The 16,688-nt window shown below is 73.3% G+C and carries 16 protein-coding genes; 9 read left to right on the top strand and 7 right to left on the bottom strand.

Annotation, left to right across the window (positions count from 1 at the left end):
• The first annotated feature begins 22 nt into the window (after positions 1–22).
• Positions 23–1,069, top strand: a complete 1,047-nt coding sequence (locus BCD49_RS33135; protein ID WP_007514519.1) for an alpha/beta hydrolase — start codon at positions 23–25, stop codon at positions 1,067–1,069.
• 50 nt (positions 1,070–1,119) lie between these two features.
• Here the strand turns inward: BCD49_RS33135 and BCD49_RS33140 are convergent, their stop codons facing one another.
• The 3 genes from BCD49_RS33140 to BCD49_RS33150 form a co-directional block, all read right to left on the bottom strand.
• A complete protein-coding gene (locus BCD49_RS33140; protein ID WP_007514518.1) occupies positions 1,120–2,163 on the bottom strand; it encodes an NAD(P)-dependent alcohol dehydrogenase in 1,044 nt (347 codons plus the stop codon).
• Positions 2,164–2,333: 170 nt separating this feature from the next.
• Positions 2,334–3,236, bottom strand: coding sequence for a DUF459 domain-containing protein (locus BCD49_RS33145; protein WP_007514517.1), 903 nt, complete (start codon positions 3,234–3,236; stop codon positions 2,334–2,336).
• Positions 3,237–3,413: 177 nt separating this feature from the next.
• Positions 3,414–4,793: a M20/M25/M40 family metallo-hydrolase gene (locus BCD49_RS33150; RefSeq protein ID WP_007514515.1), complete on the bottom strand. Its 1,380-nt coding sequence runs from the start codon at positions 4,791–4,793 to the stop codon at positions 3,414–3,416.
• 827 nt (positions 4,794–5,620) lie between these two features.
• Here BCD49_RS33150 and BCD49_RS33160 point away from each other — a divergent pair.
• A complete protein-coding gene (locus BCD49_RS33160) occupies positions 5,621–5,953 on the top strand; it encodes an ArsR/SmtB family transcription factor (protein WP_007514514.1) in 333 nt (110 codons plus the stop codon).
• A 181-nt stretch (positions 5,954–6,134) separates the two neighbouring features.
• Here BCD49_RS33160 and BCD49_RS33165 read toward each other — a convergent pair whose 3' ends face one another.
• Positions 6,135–6,353 (bottom strand): DUF3073 family protein, encoded by a 219-nt coding sequence (locus BCD49_RS33165; RefSeq protein WP_007514513.1) that lies wholly within the window; start codon positions 6,351–6,353, stop codon positions 6,135–6,137.
• Between the two features lie 439 nt (positions 6,354–6,792).
• Here BCD49_RS33165 and BCD49_RS33170 point away from each other — a divergent pair, with 439 nt between their 5' ends.
• On the top strand, positions 6,793–7,224 hold the full coding sequence (locus BCD49_RS33170; RefSeq protein ID WP_007514512.1) for a DUF2237 family protein: 432 nt from the start codon (positions 6,793–6,795) through the stop codon (positions 7,222–7,224).
• 27 nt (positions 7,225–7,251) lie between these two features.
• Here BCD49_RS33170 and BCD49_RS33175 read toward each other — a convergent pair whose 3' ends face one another.
• Together BCD49_RS33175 and BCD49_RS33180 are read right to left on the bottom strand one after the other, a co-directional pair.
• A complete protein-coding gene (locus tag BCD49_RS33175) occupies positions 7,252–7,686 on the bottom strand; it encodes a cold-shock protein (RefSeq protein WP_027140491.1) in 435 nt (144 codons plus the stop codon).
• A gap of 377 nt (positions 7,687–8,063) precedes the next feature.
• Positions 8,064–9,656: a carboxylesterase/lipase family protein gene (locus BCD49_RS33180; RefSeq protein ID WP_083401847.1), complete on the bottom strand. Its 1,593-nt coding sequence runs from the start codon at positions 9,654–9,656 to the stop codon at positions 8,064–8,066.
• 305 nt (positions 9,657–9,961) lie between these two features.
• Here BCD49_RS33180 and BCD49_RS33185 point away from each other — a divergent pair, with 305 nt between their 5' ends.
• The 6 genes from BCD49_RS33185 to BCD49_RS33210 all read left to right on the top strand — a co-directional run bounded on the left by BCD49_RS33185 (position 9,962) and on the right by BCD49_RS33210 (position 16,065).
• Positions 9,962–10,948 carry a malate dehydrogenase gene (locus tag BCD49_RS33185; protein ID WP_007514509.1) on the top strand — a complete coding sequence of 329 codons (987 nt, stop codon included), beginning with the start codon at positions 9,962–9,964 and terminating at the stop codon, positions 10,946–10,948.
• Positions 10,949–11,482: 534 nt separating this feature from the next.
• Positions 11,483–12,652, top strand: a complete 1,170-nt coding sequence (locus BCD49_RS33190) for an LLM class flavin-dependent oxidoreductase (RefSeq protein ID WP_007514508.1) — start codon at positions 11,483–11,485, stop codon at positions 12,650–12,652.
• A complete protein-coding gene (locus BCD49_RS33195; RefSeq protein WP_007514507.1) occupies positions 12,600–13,211 on the top strand; it encodes a hypothetical protein in 612 nt (203 codons plus the stop codon). Before BCD49_RS33190 ends, BCD49_RS33195 begins: the two co-directional genes overlap by 53 nt.
• A gap of 31 nt (positions 13,212–13,242) precedes the next feature.
• On the top strand, positions 13,243–14,211 hold the full coding sequence (locus tag BCD49_RS33200; RefSeq protein ID WP_007514506.1) for a hypothetical protein: 969 nt from the start codon (positions 13,243–13,245) through the stop codon (positions 14,209–14,211).
• Between the two features lie 31 nt (positions 14,212–14,242).
• Positions 14,243–15,262, top strand: a complete 1,020-nt coding sequence (locus BCD49_RS43800; protein ID WP_007514504.1) for an ATP-grasp domain-containing protein — start codon at positions 14,243–14,245, stop codon at positions 15,260–15,262.
• Entirely contained in the window at positions 15,259–16,065 is an 807-nt protein-coding gene (locus BCD49_RS33210) for a hypothetical protein (RefSeq protein ID WP_007514503.1), read from the top strand. Before BCD49_RS43800 ends, BCD49_RS33210 begins: the two co-directional genes overlap by 4 nt.
• Before the next feature lie 46 nt (positions 16,066–16,111).
• On the opposite strand, the gene BCD49_RS33215 is transcribed toward BCD49_RS33210, so the two are convergent.
• Positions 16,112–16,688, bottom strand: a 577-nt coding sequence (locus BCD49_RS33215) for a transposase (RefSeq protein WP_131803611.1), incomplete at its 5' end; no start/stop codon positions are given.

Here is a 16,688-nt window from a genome sequence, read left to right on the forward strand (position 1 = left end):
GCAGAGGAGCCGAGGAGCAGCCATGACGACCGCAACGCCGCCCGTCCCCGCGCCTGGCGCGGAGCCCGCGCCAGTCGGCCCGCCGCCGCCGTTCGACGCGGAGATGGCCGCCATCGTGGAGTCGATCGCCGAGTTCTTACCCGCGGCGATCACCCCGGACATGATCCCGCGGCTACGGGGCAACGGCGGGGTCGGCCCTGGCCTGACGAACGAGGACCTGGCCAGGGACGGGGCGTTCGAGGTCAGCGAGGTGTCCGTGCCCGGCCCGTCCGGGGCGCCGGACGTGGCGTTGCTCGTCTGCCGCCCGACGCCGGCGACCATCGAGGCGGCCGGCGCCGACCCGGAGGCCGCCCAGCCCGTGATCTACCACTCCCACGGCGGCGGGATGATCGTCGGGGACTTCCGGACGGGACTGGCGAACATCCTGGACTGGGCCCAGCAGTTGGGCCTGGTGGCCGTCTCGGTCGAGTACCGGCTCGCGCCCGAGCACCCGCACCCGGCGCCGGTCGAGGACTGCTACGCGGGCCTGCGCTGGACCGCCGACCACGCCGGCGAGATCGGCGGCGACCCCGACCGCCTCGTCCTCGCCGGCCTGTCCGCCGGCGGCGGGTTGTCCGCCGCGCTGGCGCTGCTCGCCCGCGACCGGGGCGGCCCCGCGCTCGCCGGCCAGGTGCTCATGTCCCCGATGCTCGACGACCGCAACGACACCCCGTCCGCGTTCCAGATGACCGGCCGCGGCGTCTGGGACCGCTCCGCCAACGAGACCGGGTGGGGCGCGCTTCTCGGCTCCGCACGCGGCGGGCCCGGCGTCTCCCCCTATGCCGCGCCGGCCCGGGCGGCGGACCTGTCCGGGCTGCCGCCGGCCTACGTCGACGTCGGCTCGGCCGAGACCTTCCGCGACGAGGACGTCGCCTATGCGAGCGGCATCTGGCGGGCCGGTGGGCAGGCCGAGCTGCACGTCTGGCCCGGCGGCTTCCACGGCTTCGACATGCTCGCCCCCCAGACGGCCCTCGCCCGCGAGGCCAAGGACGCCCGGCTGCTCTGGCTGCGCCGCCTGCTCGGGAGATGACACCATGGCTCGCCCGTCGGCCGCGGAGGCGCGCCCGACGGGCGGGCGACTCAGGTGAGCGTGGCGATGTCGATGACGAAGCGGTAGCGGACGTCGCTGGCCAGGACCCGCTCGTAGGCGATGTTGACGTCGCCGGCGCCGATCAGCTCGATCTCGGCGGCGATGCCGTGCTCGGCGCAGAAGTCGAGCATCTCCTGGGTCTCGCGGATGCCGCCGACGTTCGAGCCGGCGAGGTTGCGCCGCGTCTGGATCAGCGAGTAGGCGAAGTGGTTCTGCGGCTCATCCGGGCCGCCGACGTTGCACATCGTCCCGTCCAGGCGCAGCAGCGACAGGTACGCGTCCAGGTCGAGGCTGGCCGACACCGTGTTCAGGATGAAGTCGAGGCTTCCCCGCAGCTCGTCGAACGTCGCCGGGTCGCCGGTCGCCCGGTAGCGGTCGGCGCCCAGGCGCAGGCCGTCCTTCTCCTTGGCCAGCGTCTGGCTCAGCACGGTGACGTCGGCGCCCAGCGCGTGCGCGAGCTGCACGCCCATGTGCCCGAGCCCGCCCAGGCCGACGACGGCCACCCGAGAGCCGGGTCCGACCTTCCAGTGCCGCAGCGGCGAGTAGGTCGTGATCCCCGCGCACAGCAGCGGCGCGGCGGCGTCCAGCGCCAGCGCGTCCGGAATGCGCAGCACGAACGACTCACGCACGACGATCCGCTCGCTGTAGCCGCCATAGGTGGGCGTGCCGTCGCGCTCCCTGCCGTTGTACGTCGCCACCGGATGGGCGACGCAGTACTGCTCCAGGCCCGCCACGCACGGCTCACAGGTCCCGCAGGAGTCGACGAAACAGCCGACACCCACCCGGTCACCGACCGCGAACGCCGTGACCTCGTCGCCGACTGCCGCGACGACGCCGGTGATCTCGTGGCCGGGCACCATCGGGAAGATCACCGGGCCCCAGTCCTCGTTGGCCTGGTGGATGTCGCTGTGGCAGATCCCCGCGTACCTGATGTCGATGACGACGTCGTCCGGGCGCGGGTCGCGGCGCTCGACGGTGGCAGGCTCGACGTTCGCGCCCACGGCCGGGATGGCAAGTACACGTACGGTGGCCATCGTTCTCCTGTTCGATGAGGCGGTCGGCGGAAAGGTCTCGGTGGGGCCTGGGCAGGCCGTCGCTTCCTGGTCGGACGCGGACCACCGGTACGGCGAGCGTGCCCGTCCATGAGCCTGCTCGGACCCACCCGCGTCGGCATGGTGCTCGCGGCACAGCTATCCGTCGGCGGCTATCCGTCGGCGGTCGCCCGCGCTGACCGGTGCCCGCGCCGCGTGCCCGCACGCCGCGGGGCCGGGCGCAGGCGCGTCACCCTGACCGGCCTCGACGGCACGCCCAGCGTGGACCGGTGGGCGGAGGCTGGCGGCGTGCCCGACGGCGACGGAGCCGGGCCGATGGCGGCGACGGCCGCCGCCGCCATCGCCCGCCCGTAACGATCCGCGCCGGCCGACGGGAGCGGGCAGGGTGTCACCGGCGCCATCTGGCGCGGGCAGAAGTGCACCCCGTCGGGGCTGCGCACCGTCACCATTCCGTCGGGCCCGCACTGTTCGCCCGGGCGGCACGGCAGCGTCCAGGTGAACCGCCCGTCCGGCAGGGTCACCTCGCTGCCCGCGGGCACGACGCTCGTGTCCGGCAGGTCGTGGGCGATGTCGCGCCAGACCTGGTCGAGCGGGGTGAACCCGCCGTCGCTGACCTGCTGGTCGAGCCGCGGCGGGGCCTCGACCAGCAGGACGTGGGAGCCACCCCGGGTCAGCCGCGCGACCGCCTTGGTGACGTCCTCCCGGTAGGCCTCGACGAGGTCGCGGTTCTTCATGCACCGCGACCCGGTGTTACCCGAGAAGGACAGTACCGCCACGGTCGGGTGCCACTTGCGCGACTGCTTGCGCATGTCGTCGAGCCAGTCGCAGGGAGCCGTGCCGCCGTACGTGTGGACCAGCAGGGACGTGCCGCCGGCCGCGGTCACCGCCGCCTTGAACGACCCCTGGGCCTCCCAGGCCAGCGAGTCCCCCCACAGCGCCACCTTCCGGCCTCCGCCGTCGCCGCCCCCGTCCGGCCTGCTGACGACCGCGACCAGTCCCAACAGCACCGCCCCGATGAACAGCCACCCGATCGGCCCCGGCCGTCGCGCCGCCACCCCAGCCCTCGCCCCCCTGCTCTACCGTGCGGCCACCGGCCACGCGAGGCCGCGCGATTCAGGCTCAAACACGCGGCGGCTACGCAAAGGATGCCCCAGGCACCAGGTCCGCATGCCGCTCAGCCGGACTCTCGCATGCCACGGCCAGGCCACAAGGAAGGCCCCGCGCGGACGGGGTCAGCTGGCGGCGAGGAAGCGGTCCAGGACGCGGACGCCGAACCGGAGGGCGTCGGTGGGAACGCGCTCGTCGACGCCGTGGAACATGCCGGAGAAGTCCAGGTCGGGCGGGAGACGCAGCGGGGAGAAGCCGAAGCAGCGGATGCCGAGGCGGGAGAACGACTTGGCGTCGGTGCCGCCGGAGAGCATGTAGGGCACGGCGCGGGCGCCGGGGTCCTCGGCGCGCAGCGCGGCGGCCATCGCGTCGACCATCGGCCCCTCGAACGGCGTCTCGACGGCCCGGTCGAGCACCACCCATTCGCGGCGGATGTCCAGCCCGATCAGCTCGTCGATCTGCTCGATGAACTCCTCCTCGTGGCCCGGCAGGAACCGGCCGTCGATGCCGGCCGTCGCCTCGCCGGGGATCACGTTCACCTTGAAGCCGGCGTTCAGCTGGGTGGGGTTGGCGGTGTTGCTGATGGTGGCGCCGATCATCCGCGCGAGCGCGCCGAGTTTCGCGACGGTCGTCTCCAGGTCGTCGGTGTCGATCTCGATGCCCAGTGCTTCGCCGACCTCGTCGAGGAACTGGTGCACGGTCGGCGTCAGCACGATCGGGAACCGGTGCCGGCCGACCCGGGTGACCGCCTCCGCGAGCGCCGTCACCGCGTTGTCCGAGGCGAGCATGGAGCCGTGGCCGGCGCGGCCGCGCGCGGTCAGCTTCATCCAGGCCATGCCCTTCTCGGCGGTCTGGATGAGGTAGAGCCGCAGGTCGTCGTTGATCGTGTAGGAGAAGCCGCCGACCTCGCTGATCGCCTCCGTGCAGTCGGCGAACAGGCCGGGGTGGTTGTTCACCAGCCAGCTCGCGCCGAGCGGCCCACCGGCCTCCTCGTCGGCGACGAACGCGACGACCAGGTCGCGCGGCGGCTTCCGGCCGGTCCTCATCAGGTCGCGGACGACGGCGAGCGTCATCGCGTCCATGTCCTTCATGTCGATCGCGCCGCGGCCCCACAGGCAGCCGTCGGCCTCCTCGCCGCCGAACGGGTGATGGGTCCACTCGGTCGGGTCGGCCGCGACCACGTCCAGATGGCCGTGGATCAGCAGCGGCGGGCGGCTCGGGTCGGCACCCTCGACCCGGGTGATGACGCTGGTGCGGCCAGGCTCCGACTCCAGCAGCGTCGGTTCGAGGCCGACCTCGGCGAGCTTGGCGGCGACGAACTCGGCGATCGTGCGCTCGAACCCGTCGCCGTTGCCACGGTTGGTCGAGTCGATCCGCAACAGGTCCCTACACAGTTCGACGACCTCGTCCTGCGCGCCCGTGCTCGGCACTTCCGCCGCGGTCACGGTGGTCAGGGGCCCGGATCCGGCCGGTGTCCCCGGGTAGGTTGTCGAGTCGCTCGCCATGCCTGACAGTCTGCCCCTGGCTTCCCACGTACGCCGGATCGGCCATGGAAACAACCCGATCTCGGCAATCTGCCGGCAACACTGAGACGAACGTCACTCGACCGTACGGGCCGAGCGGTGTCCCGGCAGCGGGTCGGTCTGGCGAGCCACGGGGCGCGGATCCACGCGGCTTCGGACGCCTGGCTTTCGGGTACACACCGGCCGACCCCGCAGCGGCACCACGCGGTACGCGGTGGTGCGGTGGCGTCTGGAACACGCCGCGGACAGGCCGCTGGCCGGCGCAGTTAGTCGGGGTGGCTGGAAGGGATGGCTCATGACGCTGTATCGGTGCCCACGAGCTGACCTGCACTGCAAGGCGTTGTTCGAGTCGTCAGGGGACCTCGACGATCACTACCGGTGGACGCACGGCTATCGGCGTACCTCGCGATATCTCGCGTCACTTCGGCCGATTCGGATGCCGACGACCGGCGAGCCACTACCGACCAGGGGCGAGGCGAGCGGGTTTGGCCCGTCCGCGGCGACCGGCACGGCGCGCCTGCGCCGTACGCGCCGCGAGACCGCCGGCGCGAGTGTCCTGTCGCGCCACCGCGCTCGCCGCGACTAACGCCGCGGCAGCGGGTCTTCTCTCGACGCTTCAGGCGGGCTGGGCTGACGTGCGGTGTGCGCGTTCGAGGAGGTCAGGGCCGGCTACCTGACAATGTCGTAAGATTCGCAGGTGTTGCCTTCCCGTCGACCACTTTTTTTGCGATCGATCTGGGCCGGGGGGCGAGCCCCCACGGCCGGGCTAGGACTGGCGGTCCGGGTATGCCGGCGAGGTGGCTAGTCCGATGGCGACCCAGCTCTACGAGCTCCAAGCCCAGTTCTTTCGTTCCCTGGCACATCCGGCCCGTATCCGCGTTCTCGAGCTGCTTCGCACAGGCGAGCGCTCGGTCGGCGAGCTCGTGGGCGAGGTCGGCCTCGAGGCCTCCCACCTGTCCCAGCAGCTCGGCGTACTGCGCCGCGCCGGCCTGGTGACCACCCGCAAGCAGGGCACGACCGTCTACTACGCGCTGGCGACGCCGCTGATCGCCGGGCTGCTCGACCAGACGCGGCTGATCCTCACCGGCGTCCTCAACGAGCAGGCGGAAATCCTGCGGGACCTTCTCGCCGCCCAACCCTGACACGCACCGCCGCGAACCAGTCACGATCAGACACCGAGCCACACATACACCGAGACACCGAGACAGCAAGAGATCGAGACACCGAGGCACCGGCAGGAGCGGCGGGCGTCCAGGACGCCCGCCGCTCCTGCTCGGCACCGACCGGTCAGATCGATGCGCCGCCTCTAGCGATCAGTGGCGATCAGTAGGACGAGGCTCGCGCCTCGTCCTCCTCGTCGTCCTGCTCGTAAAGATCGGCCCAGCCGCCGGAACCCGCCGTCGCCTCGGCCTCGCCGTCAAGATCGTCGTCCGGTGCGCCGCCAAGGTCGGCCCGCAGCCGGTCGAGATCGATGTTCGGCGAGTGGTACTTGAGGTCTCGAGCGACCCTCGTCTGCTTTGCCTTGGCCCGACCCCGCCCCATGGCCCGACTCCCTTCCGCGACGCCGGGGCTCCCGCCGCCGCGCACGTGCTCGTCGCCCGTACCTGTCGCCTGTGAAACGTCGACGACACCGATGGCCAACCCGCCCACGCCGCCGCCCCGCACGCCGGCATCACCCGGGCGCCCAGGCTCCCCTAGCCCGGGCGACCATCGATGCCGGCCGCTCGACGCTGCCAGCACGTCCGCGTCGACCGCTCGGTACCAACCGGCCATAGCCGGCTGTCTCGGGGCCTACGCGGTCGCCTCGCCCGTCTGACGGCGGTCGTCGTCAGTAGTCGACCGCTGAATACCTTACAACCTCGTCAGATTGTGAGCGTTGCGGTCGCCGTCGTTGCGGCGACTACCACCTTCGTACCCCTGGCGTACCTCTGGTCCTCGCGCCCGCGAGCTCGGCGCGTCACCCCTCCGGGGTAAGGGGACCATGCTGCGCTCCTACGCGAGGAACCTGCACACTGGGGGCGTGACGGACGAGCGCAACGTTCTCGGTGACCCGCTGGAGCCGTGTGGCACCGACCCGATGACCGGTTTCTTCCGGGACGGCTGCTGCAGCACCGGGTCGGAGGATCTCGGCAACCACACCGTCTGCGCCGTGGTCACCAAGGAGTTCCTCGACCATCAACGCGCTGTCGGCAACGACCTGTCCACCCCGCGCCCCGAGTGGGCCTTCCCCGGCCTGCGCCCCGGCGACCGGTGGTGCGTGGTCGCGGCCCGCTGGCTGCAGGCCTACCGGGCGGGCGCCGCGGCGCCCGTGGTGCTCGCCTCGACGAACGCCCGCGCGTTGGAGATCGTCCCGATCGAGGCCCTGCGGGAGCATGCCGTCGACGTGCCGGCGGACCCGCGCTCGCTGACCTAGCCGGGAGCCGTCGCCGCCGGCGGCTGGTCAGCCGTCGATCCAGCCGTTCTTCTCGGCGAGCCTGGTCAGACCACGGCGGACGGCCAGGATCTGCGCGCCGGTCAGCGTCGGCTCGGCCTGCAGCAGGAGCTCGGTGATCTCACGGGTGAACTCCTTCGCCGACGGGACGTAGAAGAAGTCCTCGGTGTCGTCCCCCGCCTCGCGCGTCGGCCCCTCGGCGGCGTCCGCGCCGGCGGCCGGTGACGGGCTGGCCTGCGCCGCGCGCACCAGCCGCGCGCCGGTCGCCTTCGGTCCCCGGTCGCCCTGCTCGACCTCGAACTCCATCGTCACGCCAGCGGTCACCAGGTGCTTGTCTACCAGCAGATCATTGGCATGGAGGAAGATGTCCTCGCCGCCCCCGGTCGGTGCGATGAAGCCGTAGCCTCGCACCTGATCAAACCTCAGGACCCTGCCTGTGCGCACACATCACCCCGAAAACACCGATAAGCCCGAACCACGACCGCATCACGGTGCATGAGAGGCGTCACACGGTCAACGGCCGGCAGGGCGGCCAAGCCGGCGGTCCTCGGGGAGAACCCGGGCCGCACCGCTCCGTCGGGACCGGCAGACCGGGCGGGGACGTCATCCCCCCGGGCAGACATCGCGGGCCGGGGGAAGCCAGCCACATCACTGGCCGGCGAACACCTTGGCCCGTCTCGGGCGCGTTCTCAGGCACGTTCGTACGGCCTGCGGCCGAGTGTAGCCGAGCCTGGACACCCCGTTCGCCACGTTCGCGCGGCTCCCCACCCCGCCACCCCGGACGACGTGGTCTCCGCCGAAGGAAGCCAGACGAGAGAAGGTCAGAAGAACAGGGGCGACGGGGCGAACTCGGCGCGGATCTCGGGCTCCGGGTCGCGCACCACCCGGGTGGGACGGTCGAACACCATCGTGGCCCGGTCACCGGTGCCGTACGCCGGCCAGGCGGGCAGGCCGGAATGGTTCGGGTCGCCGGATCGGGCGAAGGCGATCCAGGCGCCGGCCACCTCGTCGATGAGGCGGCCCAGGTCGGCGGCGTCCCCGCCGATCCGGGCCCGGTCCGGGTTGTCGAAGACGAGCGGCAGGTCCAGGCAGTGCGGGGCGCCGAGGATCCCGCCCAGCGCCGAGGAACGCCAGGCGAGCAGGTATCCGAACACGGGTGCGCCGCCCGCCGCGGCCTTGCGCTCGGCGAGCAGCGACGTGGCGACCTGGAAGCCGATGCCCTTGCTCCAGGCCCGCAGGAACGACGGCGTCCAGTACGGGCGCAGGTCCCGCAGCAGCTCGACACGCAGGTCGGCGCGCTCGCCCCAGGCCCCGGCGAGGCCGGGAGCGACGTCCGCCATGGTGAGCGCGCCGAACCGGGGGTCGAAGGCGGACATGAACGTCGCCTCGTCCGCGGTGGCGCCGACCAGCAGCGGTACGTCCCGCTGGGTCGCCGCCGGGACCGGGTCGAACGGATGGGCCGGCAGCGCGACGCCGTCGAGGACGGGGGCGAAGCCCGGCGAACCGGCGCTCTCCCCCGCCCTGGCCACGGCGGCGGCCGCCGTCAGGAGCACGCCCGCGGGGATCTCCTGAAGCCGGTCGAGGCGGGTGGCGTCGAGCTCGAGGGCACGCAGCAGCGCGCGCGCCGCGCGGTCGGCGGTCTCGGCGGTGACGGCTCCGATGCTGGGGCCGCTCTGGATCGCCGCGCGGTGCACCAGACCGGCGGCGGCCGGCATGGCGAGCAGGGTGCAGACCTTCGCCCCTCCGCCGGACTGGCCGAACACCGTCACCCGGCCCGGGTCCCCGCCGAAGGCCGCCGCGTTGTCGCGGACCCAGGCGAGGGCCAGGGCCACGTCGAGCATCCCCGCGTTTCCCGACCCGGCCCACCGCTGGCCACCCAGCTCGGCCAGGTGCAGGTGGCCGAGTACGCCGAGCCGGTGGTTGACGGTGACCACGACGACGTCGCCGCGGCGGGCCAGCCGGTCGCCGAGGTAGGCGGCGTTGTTCGCGCTGCCGCTGGAGAAGCCGCCGCCATGCAGCCAGACCATGACCGGGCGGCGGGCATCGTCGCTGGCCGGGGTCCAGAGGTTGAGGTTCAGGCAGTCCTCGCTGACCCGCCCGCGGTCGCCGCCGCCGGACAGGGTGACCAGCGCGATGCCGCGGGCGATCGCGGCGGCCCGGTCGAGGCCGGGCTCGTCCGCGCCGTACCGGGMACCCAGCCGCAGCATCGACTGTTTGCACCGCGGTCCCCAGTCGACGCGGTCCCGCACGCCCGCCCACGGCTCGGCCGGTGCCGGCGGGCGGAACCGTCCCGCTCCGGACGTCGGCCCGCCGTAGGGAATCCCGAGGAACGCGAGCGTCCCGTTCTCCTCGACCCGCCCGCGCACCTTTCCGACTGTGGTCTCGACAACCCTGGTCTCGACGACGCCGGTCAACGAACCTCCAGGCGGGGTCAGAGCCGGCCACCGGCACCGCCGGCGATCGCGGCGTCACCGGGCGGCACCGCCGCTTCCGCATGCTAAAGCCGTCGCCGTCCCGTTTCCGCGCTTTCAGGCCGGTCGGCCCCTCCTCGAAGCCGGACGCGGTTCCGGGGCCGGAGGGGAGCCCGCGCGGCGCGCGACAGGCCGGTGCGCGGCGGCGGCCGCCGCGAGGGGAGTGTGGGCGGTGCCACGCCGTGGCGCGGACGCGCGAGGGCCCGTGGGAGGGGCGAGGACGGGCGCGGAAGGATAGCATCCGGGCCATGGCACGTACACCTGTTAATGTGACGGTAACCGGCGCCGCCGGGCAGATCGGATATGCGCTCCTTTTTCGGATCGCGTCCGGGCAGCTCCTCGGCGCGGACACCCCGGTCAAGCTGCGCCTGCTGGAAATCCCGCAGGCGGTCAAGGCGGCCGAGGGAACGGCGATGGAACTCGCCGACGCCGCTTTCCCGCTGCTTTCCGGCGTCGACATCTTCGACAACCCGGTGAAGGCGTTCGAGGGCGCGAACGTCGCCCTGCTGGTGGGTGCCCGGCCGCGCACCGCCGGCATGGAGCGCGGTGATCTGCTGGAGGCCAACGGCGGCATCTTCAAGCCGCAGGGCGCCGCCATCAACGCCGGCGCGGCGAGCGACATCAGGGTCCTCGTCGTCGGCAACCCGGCGAACACCAACGCCCTCATCGCCCAGACCCACGCCCCGGACGTCCCGGCCGAGCGCTTCACCGCGATGACCCGCCTGGACCACAACCGCGCCATCTCGCAGCTGTCCGCGAAGCTCGGCGTCGGGGTCGCGGACATCAAGAAGATCACGATCTGGGGCAACCACTCGGCCACCCAGTACCCGGACGTCTTCCACGCCGAGGTCGCGGGGAAGCCCGTCGCCGACCAGGTCGACGAGGCGTGGCTGGCCGACGAGTTCATCCCGACCGTCGCCAAGCGCGGCGCCGCGATCATCGCCGCGCGGGGCGCGTCCTCCGCCGCCTCCGCCGCCTCCGCCGCCATCGACCACGTGTACACCTGGGTGAACGGCACGGCCGACGGCGACTGGGCCTCGATGGCCATCCCGTCGGACGGCTCCTACGGCGTGCCCGCCGGCCTGATCTCGTCGTTCCCGGTGACCGTCAAGGACGGCAAGTACGAGATCGTCCAGGGCCTGGAGCTCAACGCGTTCTCGCGCACCCGCATCGACGCCTCGGTCGCCGAGCTCGTCGAGGAGCGCGACGCGATCCGTTCCCTCGGCCTGATTTAGGCTCTGTTTCTGGTTCGCTCCGTCCGGGCACGGCACTCCGGCCCCTTGCTCGCTTCGCTCCCAAGGGACCTCCGCGCCGTGTCCTCCTCCGCTCACGGGCGCTCCGGCGACCTCCGCTGCGGCCCAACCCACGTCGCTTCGCTCGTGGGCCGGGCCTCCGCGGAGGCGCGCCTTCGCGCCAGCATGGTTGCGGACCGCTTTGCCGTCGCCGATGCGAAGCAGCACCCTCGGCGGGTTCACGTCACGCCCCGCGGAATCGGCTTCGCCGATTCCGCGGGGACCCCGTCGCTCGTGACGGGCCTCCGTGCCCCGCCCGGCCGGCATCCGTCCGGCCCCGCGACACGCTCCCACCAGTAGGCGGGGCGAGGCGTCACCGTCCAGCCGTGAAGGCGACGCCATGCCCATGCCCGCCGCCTCCGGTACCGCCGGATGAATGGCGGGCTCAGTGCTGCCACGTAATCTCGGCCGAAAAGGTACCGGTGGCCGGGGACGCCGGCGTACGCTCAGGTCCGCCCGTTTTGGGGGGAGGCGTGAGTGCGCACTGGCGCTATGCGGGTCGGCGTCGTACTCCCGCTTACCGAGTATCCCTGGAAACAACCCTCTTACCTCGAAATACGTGACCTGGCCATCCAGGCAGAAATCGCCGGTTTCGACTCGGTCTGGGTGTTCGACCATCTTCTGTTCCGCGGGCCGGGTGAGCAGACCGAGGGCGCCTGGGAGTCGTGGACGACGCTGTCGGCGCTCGCGGAGGCGACCTCGCGGGTGACGCTCGGCACGTTCGTGCTGTGCGCGGCGTTCCGCCACCCCGCCGTCCTCGCGAAGATGGCGGTGACGCTTGACGAGATTTCCCGCGGGCGACTGGTCCTGGGCCTCGGCGCCGGCTGGCACCGCCCCGAGTTCGACGCCTTCGGCCTGCCGTTCGACCACCGCGCCGAACGGCTCGCCGAGCAGCTCCAGATCATCACCGCGCTGCTGCGCACCGGCCACGCCGACCATGACGGGCGCTTCCACCAGATGCGCGACGCCGAGCTGCGGCCCGGGCCGCGCCGGCGGATCCCCGTGCTCGTCGGCGGGGGTGGCCCCCGGCTCCTGCGGCTGACCGCCCGGTACGCCGACCTGTGGAACACCTGCTGGTACGGCGCGCCGCCCCCGGTCGGCCCGCCGCCCCTGGACGGCCCGCTGGATGACCCGTCGGGAAGCGCCGAGGAGGCCAGCGCCGCCGCCAGCCCATGGGCGGGCGACCTGGTCCGCGTGCTCGCCGCCGCGCGTTCCGCCTGCGCCGCCGAGGCCCGCGACCCGGCGACCCTCGGTGTCACCGTCGGCGTCAACGTCACGCCGCTCACCCCCGGCCACCCGTCGCCGCACCCGCCGCCCGACTACCCGATGCTCGCCGGCCCGCCGGACGTGATCGCCGCTGGCCTGCGCCGCTACGAGGCGCTCGGTGTCGACCACGTGATCTGCAACCTCAACCCGCACCACCCGCAGGCGCAGCGCCTGCTCGCCACCGCGCTGTCCCTGTACCGCGCCGACGACAACGCCGGCCCCGCTCGCGAACCCGCCCTCCCGCCGCCCACGGCCGCCGCCGCCGCCCCGGCGGGGAGCCCGACCGACCGCCGCCTGGACACCCGAGACACACCGAGGAGCGCCGCCGATGTCGTGGATGATCGACGAGGCCCGCGTCCGGCCGTTCCTGGCCGCCGCTGACCGCCGGGACCTGCTGGCCCTGCTACGGCGCCCGGCTGGCGCCGGCGGCGAGACGTTCGGAGGCGGTGAGACGTTCGGCGACGGCGCCGGCGGCATCGCGCCTGGCCGCGGCGGTCTCACCGGCGCGAGCCCGGCCAACGGGTTGCCGGGCGGCCCGGGCGCGCAGGCGCCGAAATGGAAGGACTTCAAGGACGGGAAGGACTTCAAGGACCACAAAGACAACAAGGACTTCAAGGACTGGAAAGATCTCAAGGACACGAAGGACCGAAAAGACAGCAAGGACTTCAAGGACACCAAGGACAGCAAGGATTTCAAAGACTTCAAGGACGGCATCGACGGCGCGCAGGCCGGAACCTCGGCGGGGCGCGCTCCCCGCGACCGGGCGGCCGGTCCCGGACCGGAGAGCGCCGTCGACCCGGCGGCTGCCGGGATGGGCGCCAGCCCGGCCACCGGCGGTGATCCGCTCCGGCCCGCCGCGGTCGACGAGGACGACATCGGCGCAGTGCTGCGCGCCTCCCGCGTCAACCGGTACCTGCGCGACGCCGGCATCGTGATCTGACCGTCGCGCCAGCGGACGAGACAGGACAGCGATGCCCACCGAGCAGCACGCGCCGCCGGCGCGGCCGGACCTCAACGCCGGTGCCCCGCGGACCGCCGGCGACGCACCGACCGCCGCCGCCCCCCTCACCGCCGACGACCTCCTGATCGTCGCCGACCCCGCGGACCCCGTCGCCGCCGAGGTCGCCGCCTACCTCGCCGAACACGGCCGGCGGGCGGTCACGCTCGACCCGTTCGACGCGGCCCAGCTGTTCACCGTCGAGGTCCGCAGCCGAGCGGCCGACGGCGGAACGGCCGACGAGCGACCCGACCAGGCGGACGCCCAGGTCGGCGCCCAGGTCATGGTCAGCGTCGTCCCGCCGGTTCCGATGTTCCTGCGGGTGCCGGAGCTGGCCGACGCGGCGGCGAGCTTCGACGCGCGGTTCCAGTACCAGGAATGCGTCGCGCAGCTGTGGGCCGCCGCGGCGCTGACGGACGCTCCGGTCGTGAACCGGCCGACGTCCCGCGCGTTCGGCGGCGCGCTGTCCGAGTCGGCCGCGCTCACGGAGCGGCGTGCCGGGGAACCGGCCGGCTCGGTCGAGGTGTTCGCCGCGACCTTTCCCGACCCGGCCGAGCAGGTCGACGAGAGCTGGTGGGTGCGCGACGCCGTCACCGGGCACACCGCCGTCTGGCCGGGCCGCCCGTCGGGTGGCGGCCCGTACCGCGCCCGCTGGTCGGCCGCCGACCCGGCGTTCGAGGTCGTCGTCGTCCTCGGCGCCGACGCGTGGCGGTGCACCACCGCCGAGATCGACGACCTGGAGCTGACCGCGCGCAGCGTCGCGCTCGCCGGCCGGCTCGGGCTCACCCTCGCGGTTGTCGTCTGGCGGGTCGACGCCGACGGCGGCCGGGCACGGCTCGTCGAGGTCGACCCGTTCCCCGGCGTCCAGCTGCTGCGCATGGTCTGGCTGGGCCTTGGCCCGCGGCTGCTCGCCCTGCTGTTCGGCGACGGAGCTGTTCGGTGACCGAGGTGTTCGGTGACGGAGGTGATCCGACATGAGTCCTGAGGCCCATGACGTCCGCCGCGACGGGCCGGACCTGGCCGCCGCGCGCGTCGTCGCGCTCGGCATCGGCACGGACGGGACGTTCCGGCACTTCTGCGCCGCCGGGGCGCGGCTGGCCGCGGACGTCGTCGCGGTCGACCTCGCCGAGGTCGCCGAGGAGGGGGACTGGCGGCTCGCGATTCCCGACGACGGCGCGAGCCGGCTGGTCACGGCCCGGGGGGCGGTCGACCTCGACCCGGCTGCCGGCTACTTCGCGCGGCTCGTCGACCTGTCGGCCGTCGAGCCGGACCCGCGTCTCGCCGCTCGCTGGCGCGCGCTCACGAGCGCGCTCGCCGCGTGGCTGGACCACGTCCCCGGCGCGGTCGCGAACCGCCCCACCGCCTGGGCCGACAACGGCACGAAGCCGCTGCACGAGGCCCGCCTCGCCCGCGCCGGGTTCGCCGTCCCGGCGAGCCTGACCAGCTCGGACCCGGAGGCGTTGCGGGCGTTCGCCGCCGCCGGCCCGACCGTGGTCAAGGCGCTGTCCGGGGTGCGGGCGACCGCGCGCGCCGCGAGCCCCGCGGAGTTCACCGCGGCGGCCGGCTTCACGCCGGCCCAGGGCCCGGTGCACCTGCAACGGCGGGTCGCCGGCGTCGACCTGCGCGTCCACGTCTGCGGCGACGCGGCGTACGCCCAGCGGATCACCGCGCGGCCGGACGCGGAGGCGGCGCACGGCGCGGACACGCCGCCGGTGGTCGACTACCGCGAGCTCGACGCCACCGGCCTCGACTTCGCCACCGTCGACCTGCCGGCCGGCCTGAGTCGACGCCTCGTCGCCGCGACGGCCGAGTCGGGCCTGCTGTTCGCCGGCTGGGACCTCAGGGCCGACGAGGAGACCGGCGCCTACTGGGTGCTGGAGGCGAACCCCATGCCGGGCTACGACTGGTACGACCGCCGCGCCGGCGACGAGATCACCGCGGCCCTCCTCGGCGCCCTCGTGCCGGCCGAGTCACGCGAGGCGGTCCGCGCGTGACCGCCGCGAGACTTCTCCAGACGGCCGCGACCGGCGCGAGAGTCACGGAGACGGACGCGGGAACGGACGCGGGAACGGACGCCGCCGAGCTGGGCGAGACCTCGCTCGCGACGGCCCGCCTGCTGTCGACCGAGGAGGCGGACGAGGTCCGCGCGGACGTGTACCGGGAACGGCCCGCCTGGCTCGACCGCGGCCACGCCTTCCACACGCTTGGCACGCCGAGCTACCTGGACCTCGCCCCGGAGGCCCGCCCCGGCGAGTACGACCGGCTCGCGGCGCTGCATCGGCCGCTGCTGCGAAACCGGTTCGGCCGGCTCTACGACCGGCTCGGCGCGACGCTCACCGAGCTGCTCGCCGCCCCGGTCCGCTACACCGACACGTTCGCGCTGCCCGGCTTCCACCTCTGGCGCACCGAGGCGATCTTCCTGAGGCCTCGCGCGCCGGTGCACTTCGACCTGCAGTACCAGTTCTTCGACTGGCCGGGCACCGTCGACCGGGCCAGGGTGCTGTCCTTCACCCTGCCGCTGCGGATGCCGGTCGCGGGCGGCGGGCTGAACACCTGGGACGTCGGCTACGAGTCGTTCCTCGACGCGCAGCGGCGCGGCTGGATCGACGGCGCCGGCGACCTGCGCCGCTTCCACCCGCTGCGTTACGTCCCCTACACCGCCGGCGAGCTGGTGGTCCACTCCGGCCATCTGCTGCACCAGGTGGCGCCCAGCCCGTCGGTGAGCGAGGGCGACGAGCGGCTCACCCTGCAGGGCCACGGCATCTGGAACGCCGACCACTGGCTGCTCTACTGGTGACGGCGGTGTTGGGGGTGCTGGCGGTGGTGGCTTCCTAATGCGTCTGTCAAGCGGCGACGGCTGCGTTGGGTGCCTGGTAGGGGGTCCGGTTGCGGATGATCGCGTGCAGGACGTTGACGCGTCGGCGGGCGAGCGCGAGGACGGCCTGGTGGTGGGTCTTGCCCTCGTCTCGTTTCCGCCGGTAGTAGGCCTTGCTGGTGGGGTCACAGCTGACGGCGACGAACGCGGACTGGTAGAAGACGCGTTTGAGTGCCTTGTCGCCGGCGGTGGGTCGGCGCAGGTAGCGGACCCTGCCGGACTGGCGCAGGACGGGAGCGAGGCCTGCTGCGGCGGCGAGYTGGTCGCCGCTGGGGAACCGGCCGATGCCTCCGGTGACGGCGAGGAACTCGGCGGTCAGGGTGGCCCCCATGCCGGGCAGGCTGCGGATGAGGGCCGCGTCAGGGTGGCGGTCGAGGACCGCGGCGATGTTCTTGTCGATCTGGGTGAGCTGGTCGCGGCCGGCGAGCATCTCGCGGGCCAGGCCGCGGGCGAGATCGGCCGCGACGGCTTCGCCGGGCACGGTGACGTGCTGGGCCTGGGCGGCGGCGAGCGCGGCTTCGGCGAGCGCGGCCAGGTCGCTGTCG

The sequence above is a fragment of the Pseudofrankia sp. EUN1h genome, from assembly GCF_001854645.1.
Taxonomy (GTDB): domain Bacteria; phylum Actinomycetota; class Actinomycetes; order Frankiales; family Frankiaceae; genus Pseudofrankia; species Pseudofrankia saprophytica.

Bases quoted from the DNA above. Each gene is read 5' to 3' on its own strand.
- BCD49_RS33135 (WP_007514519.1), top strand. From the start codon at position 23: ATGACGACCGCAACGCCGCCCGTCCCCGCGCCTGGCGCGGAGCCCGCG.
- BCD49_RS33140 (WP_007514518.1), bottom strand. From the start codon at position 2,163: ATGGCCACCGTACGTGTACTTGCCATCCCGGCCGTGGGCGCGAACGTC.
- BCD49_RS33150 (WP_007514515.1), bottom strand. From the start codon at position 4,793: ATGGCGAGCGACTCGACAACCTACCCGGGGACACCGGCCGGATCCGGG.
- BCD49_RS33160 (WP_007514514.1), top strand. From the start codon at position 5,621: ATGGCGACCCAGCTCTACGAGCTCCAAGCCCAGTTCTTTCGTTCCCTG.
- BCD49_RS33165 (WP_007514513.1), bottom strand. From the start codon at position 6,353: ATGGGGCGGGGTCGGGCCAAGGCAAAGCAGACGAGGGTCGCTCGAGAC.
- BCD49_RS33170 (WP_007514512.1), top strand. From the start codon at position 6,793: ATGCTGCGCTCCTACGCGAGGAACCTGCACACTGGGGGCGTGACGGAC.
- BCD49_RS33185 (WP_007514509.1), top strand. From the start codon at position 9,962: ATGGCACGTACACCTGTTAATGTGACGGTAACCGGCGCCGCCGGGCAG.
- BCD49_RS33195 (WP_007514507.1), top strand. From the start codon at position 12,600: ATGTCGTGGATGATCGACGAGGCCCGCGTCCGGCCGTTCCTGGCCGCC.
- BCD49_RS33200 (WP_007514506.1), top strand. From the start codon at position 13,243: ATGCCCACCGAGCAGCACGCGCCGCCGGCGCGGCCGGACCTCAACGCC.
- BCD49_RS43800 (WP_007514504.1), top strand. From the start codon at position 14,243: ATGAGTCCTGAGGCCCATGACGTCCGCCGCGACGGGCCGGACCTGGCC.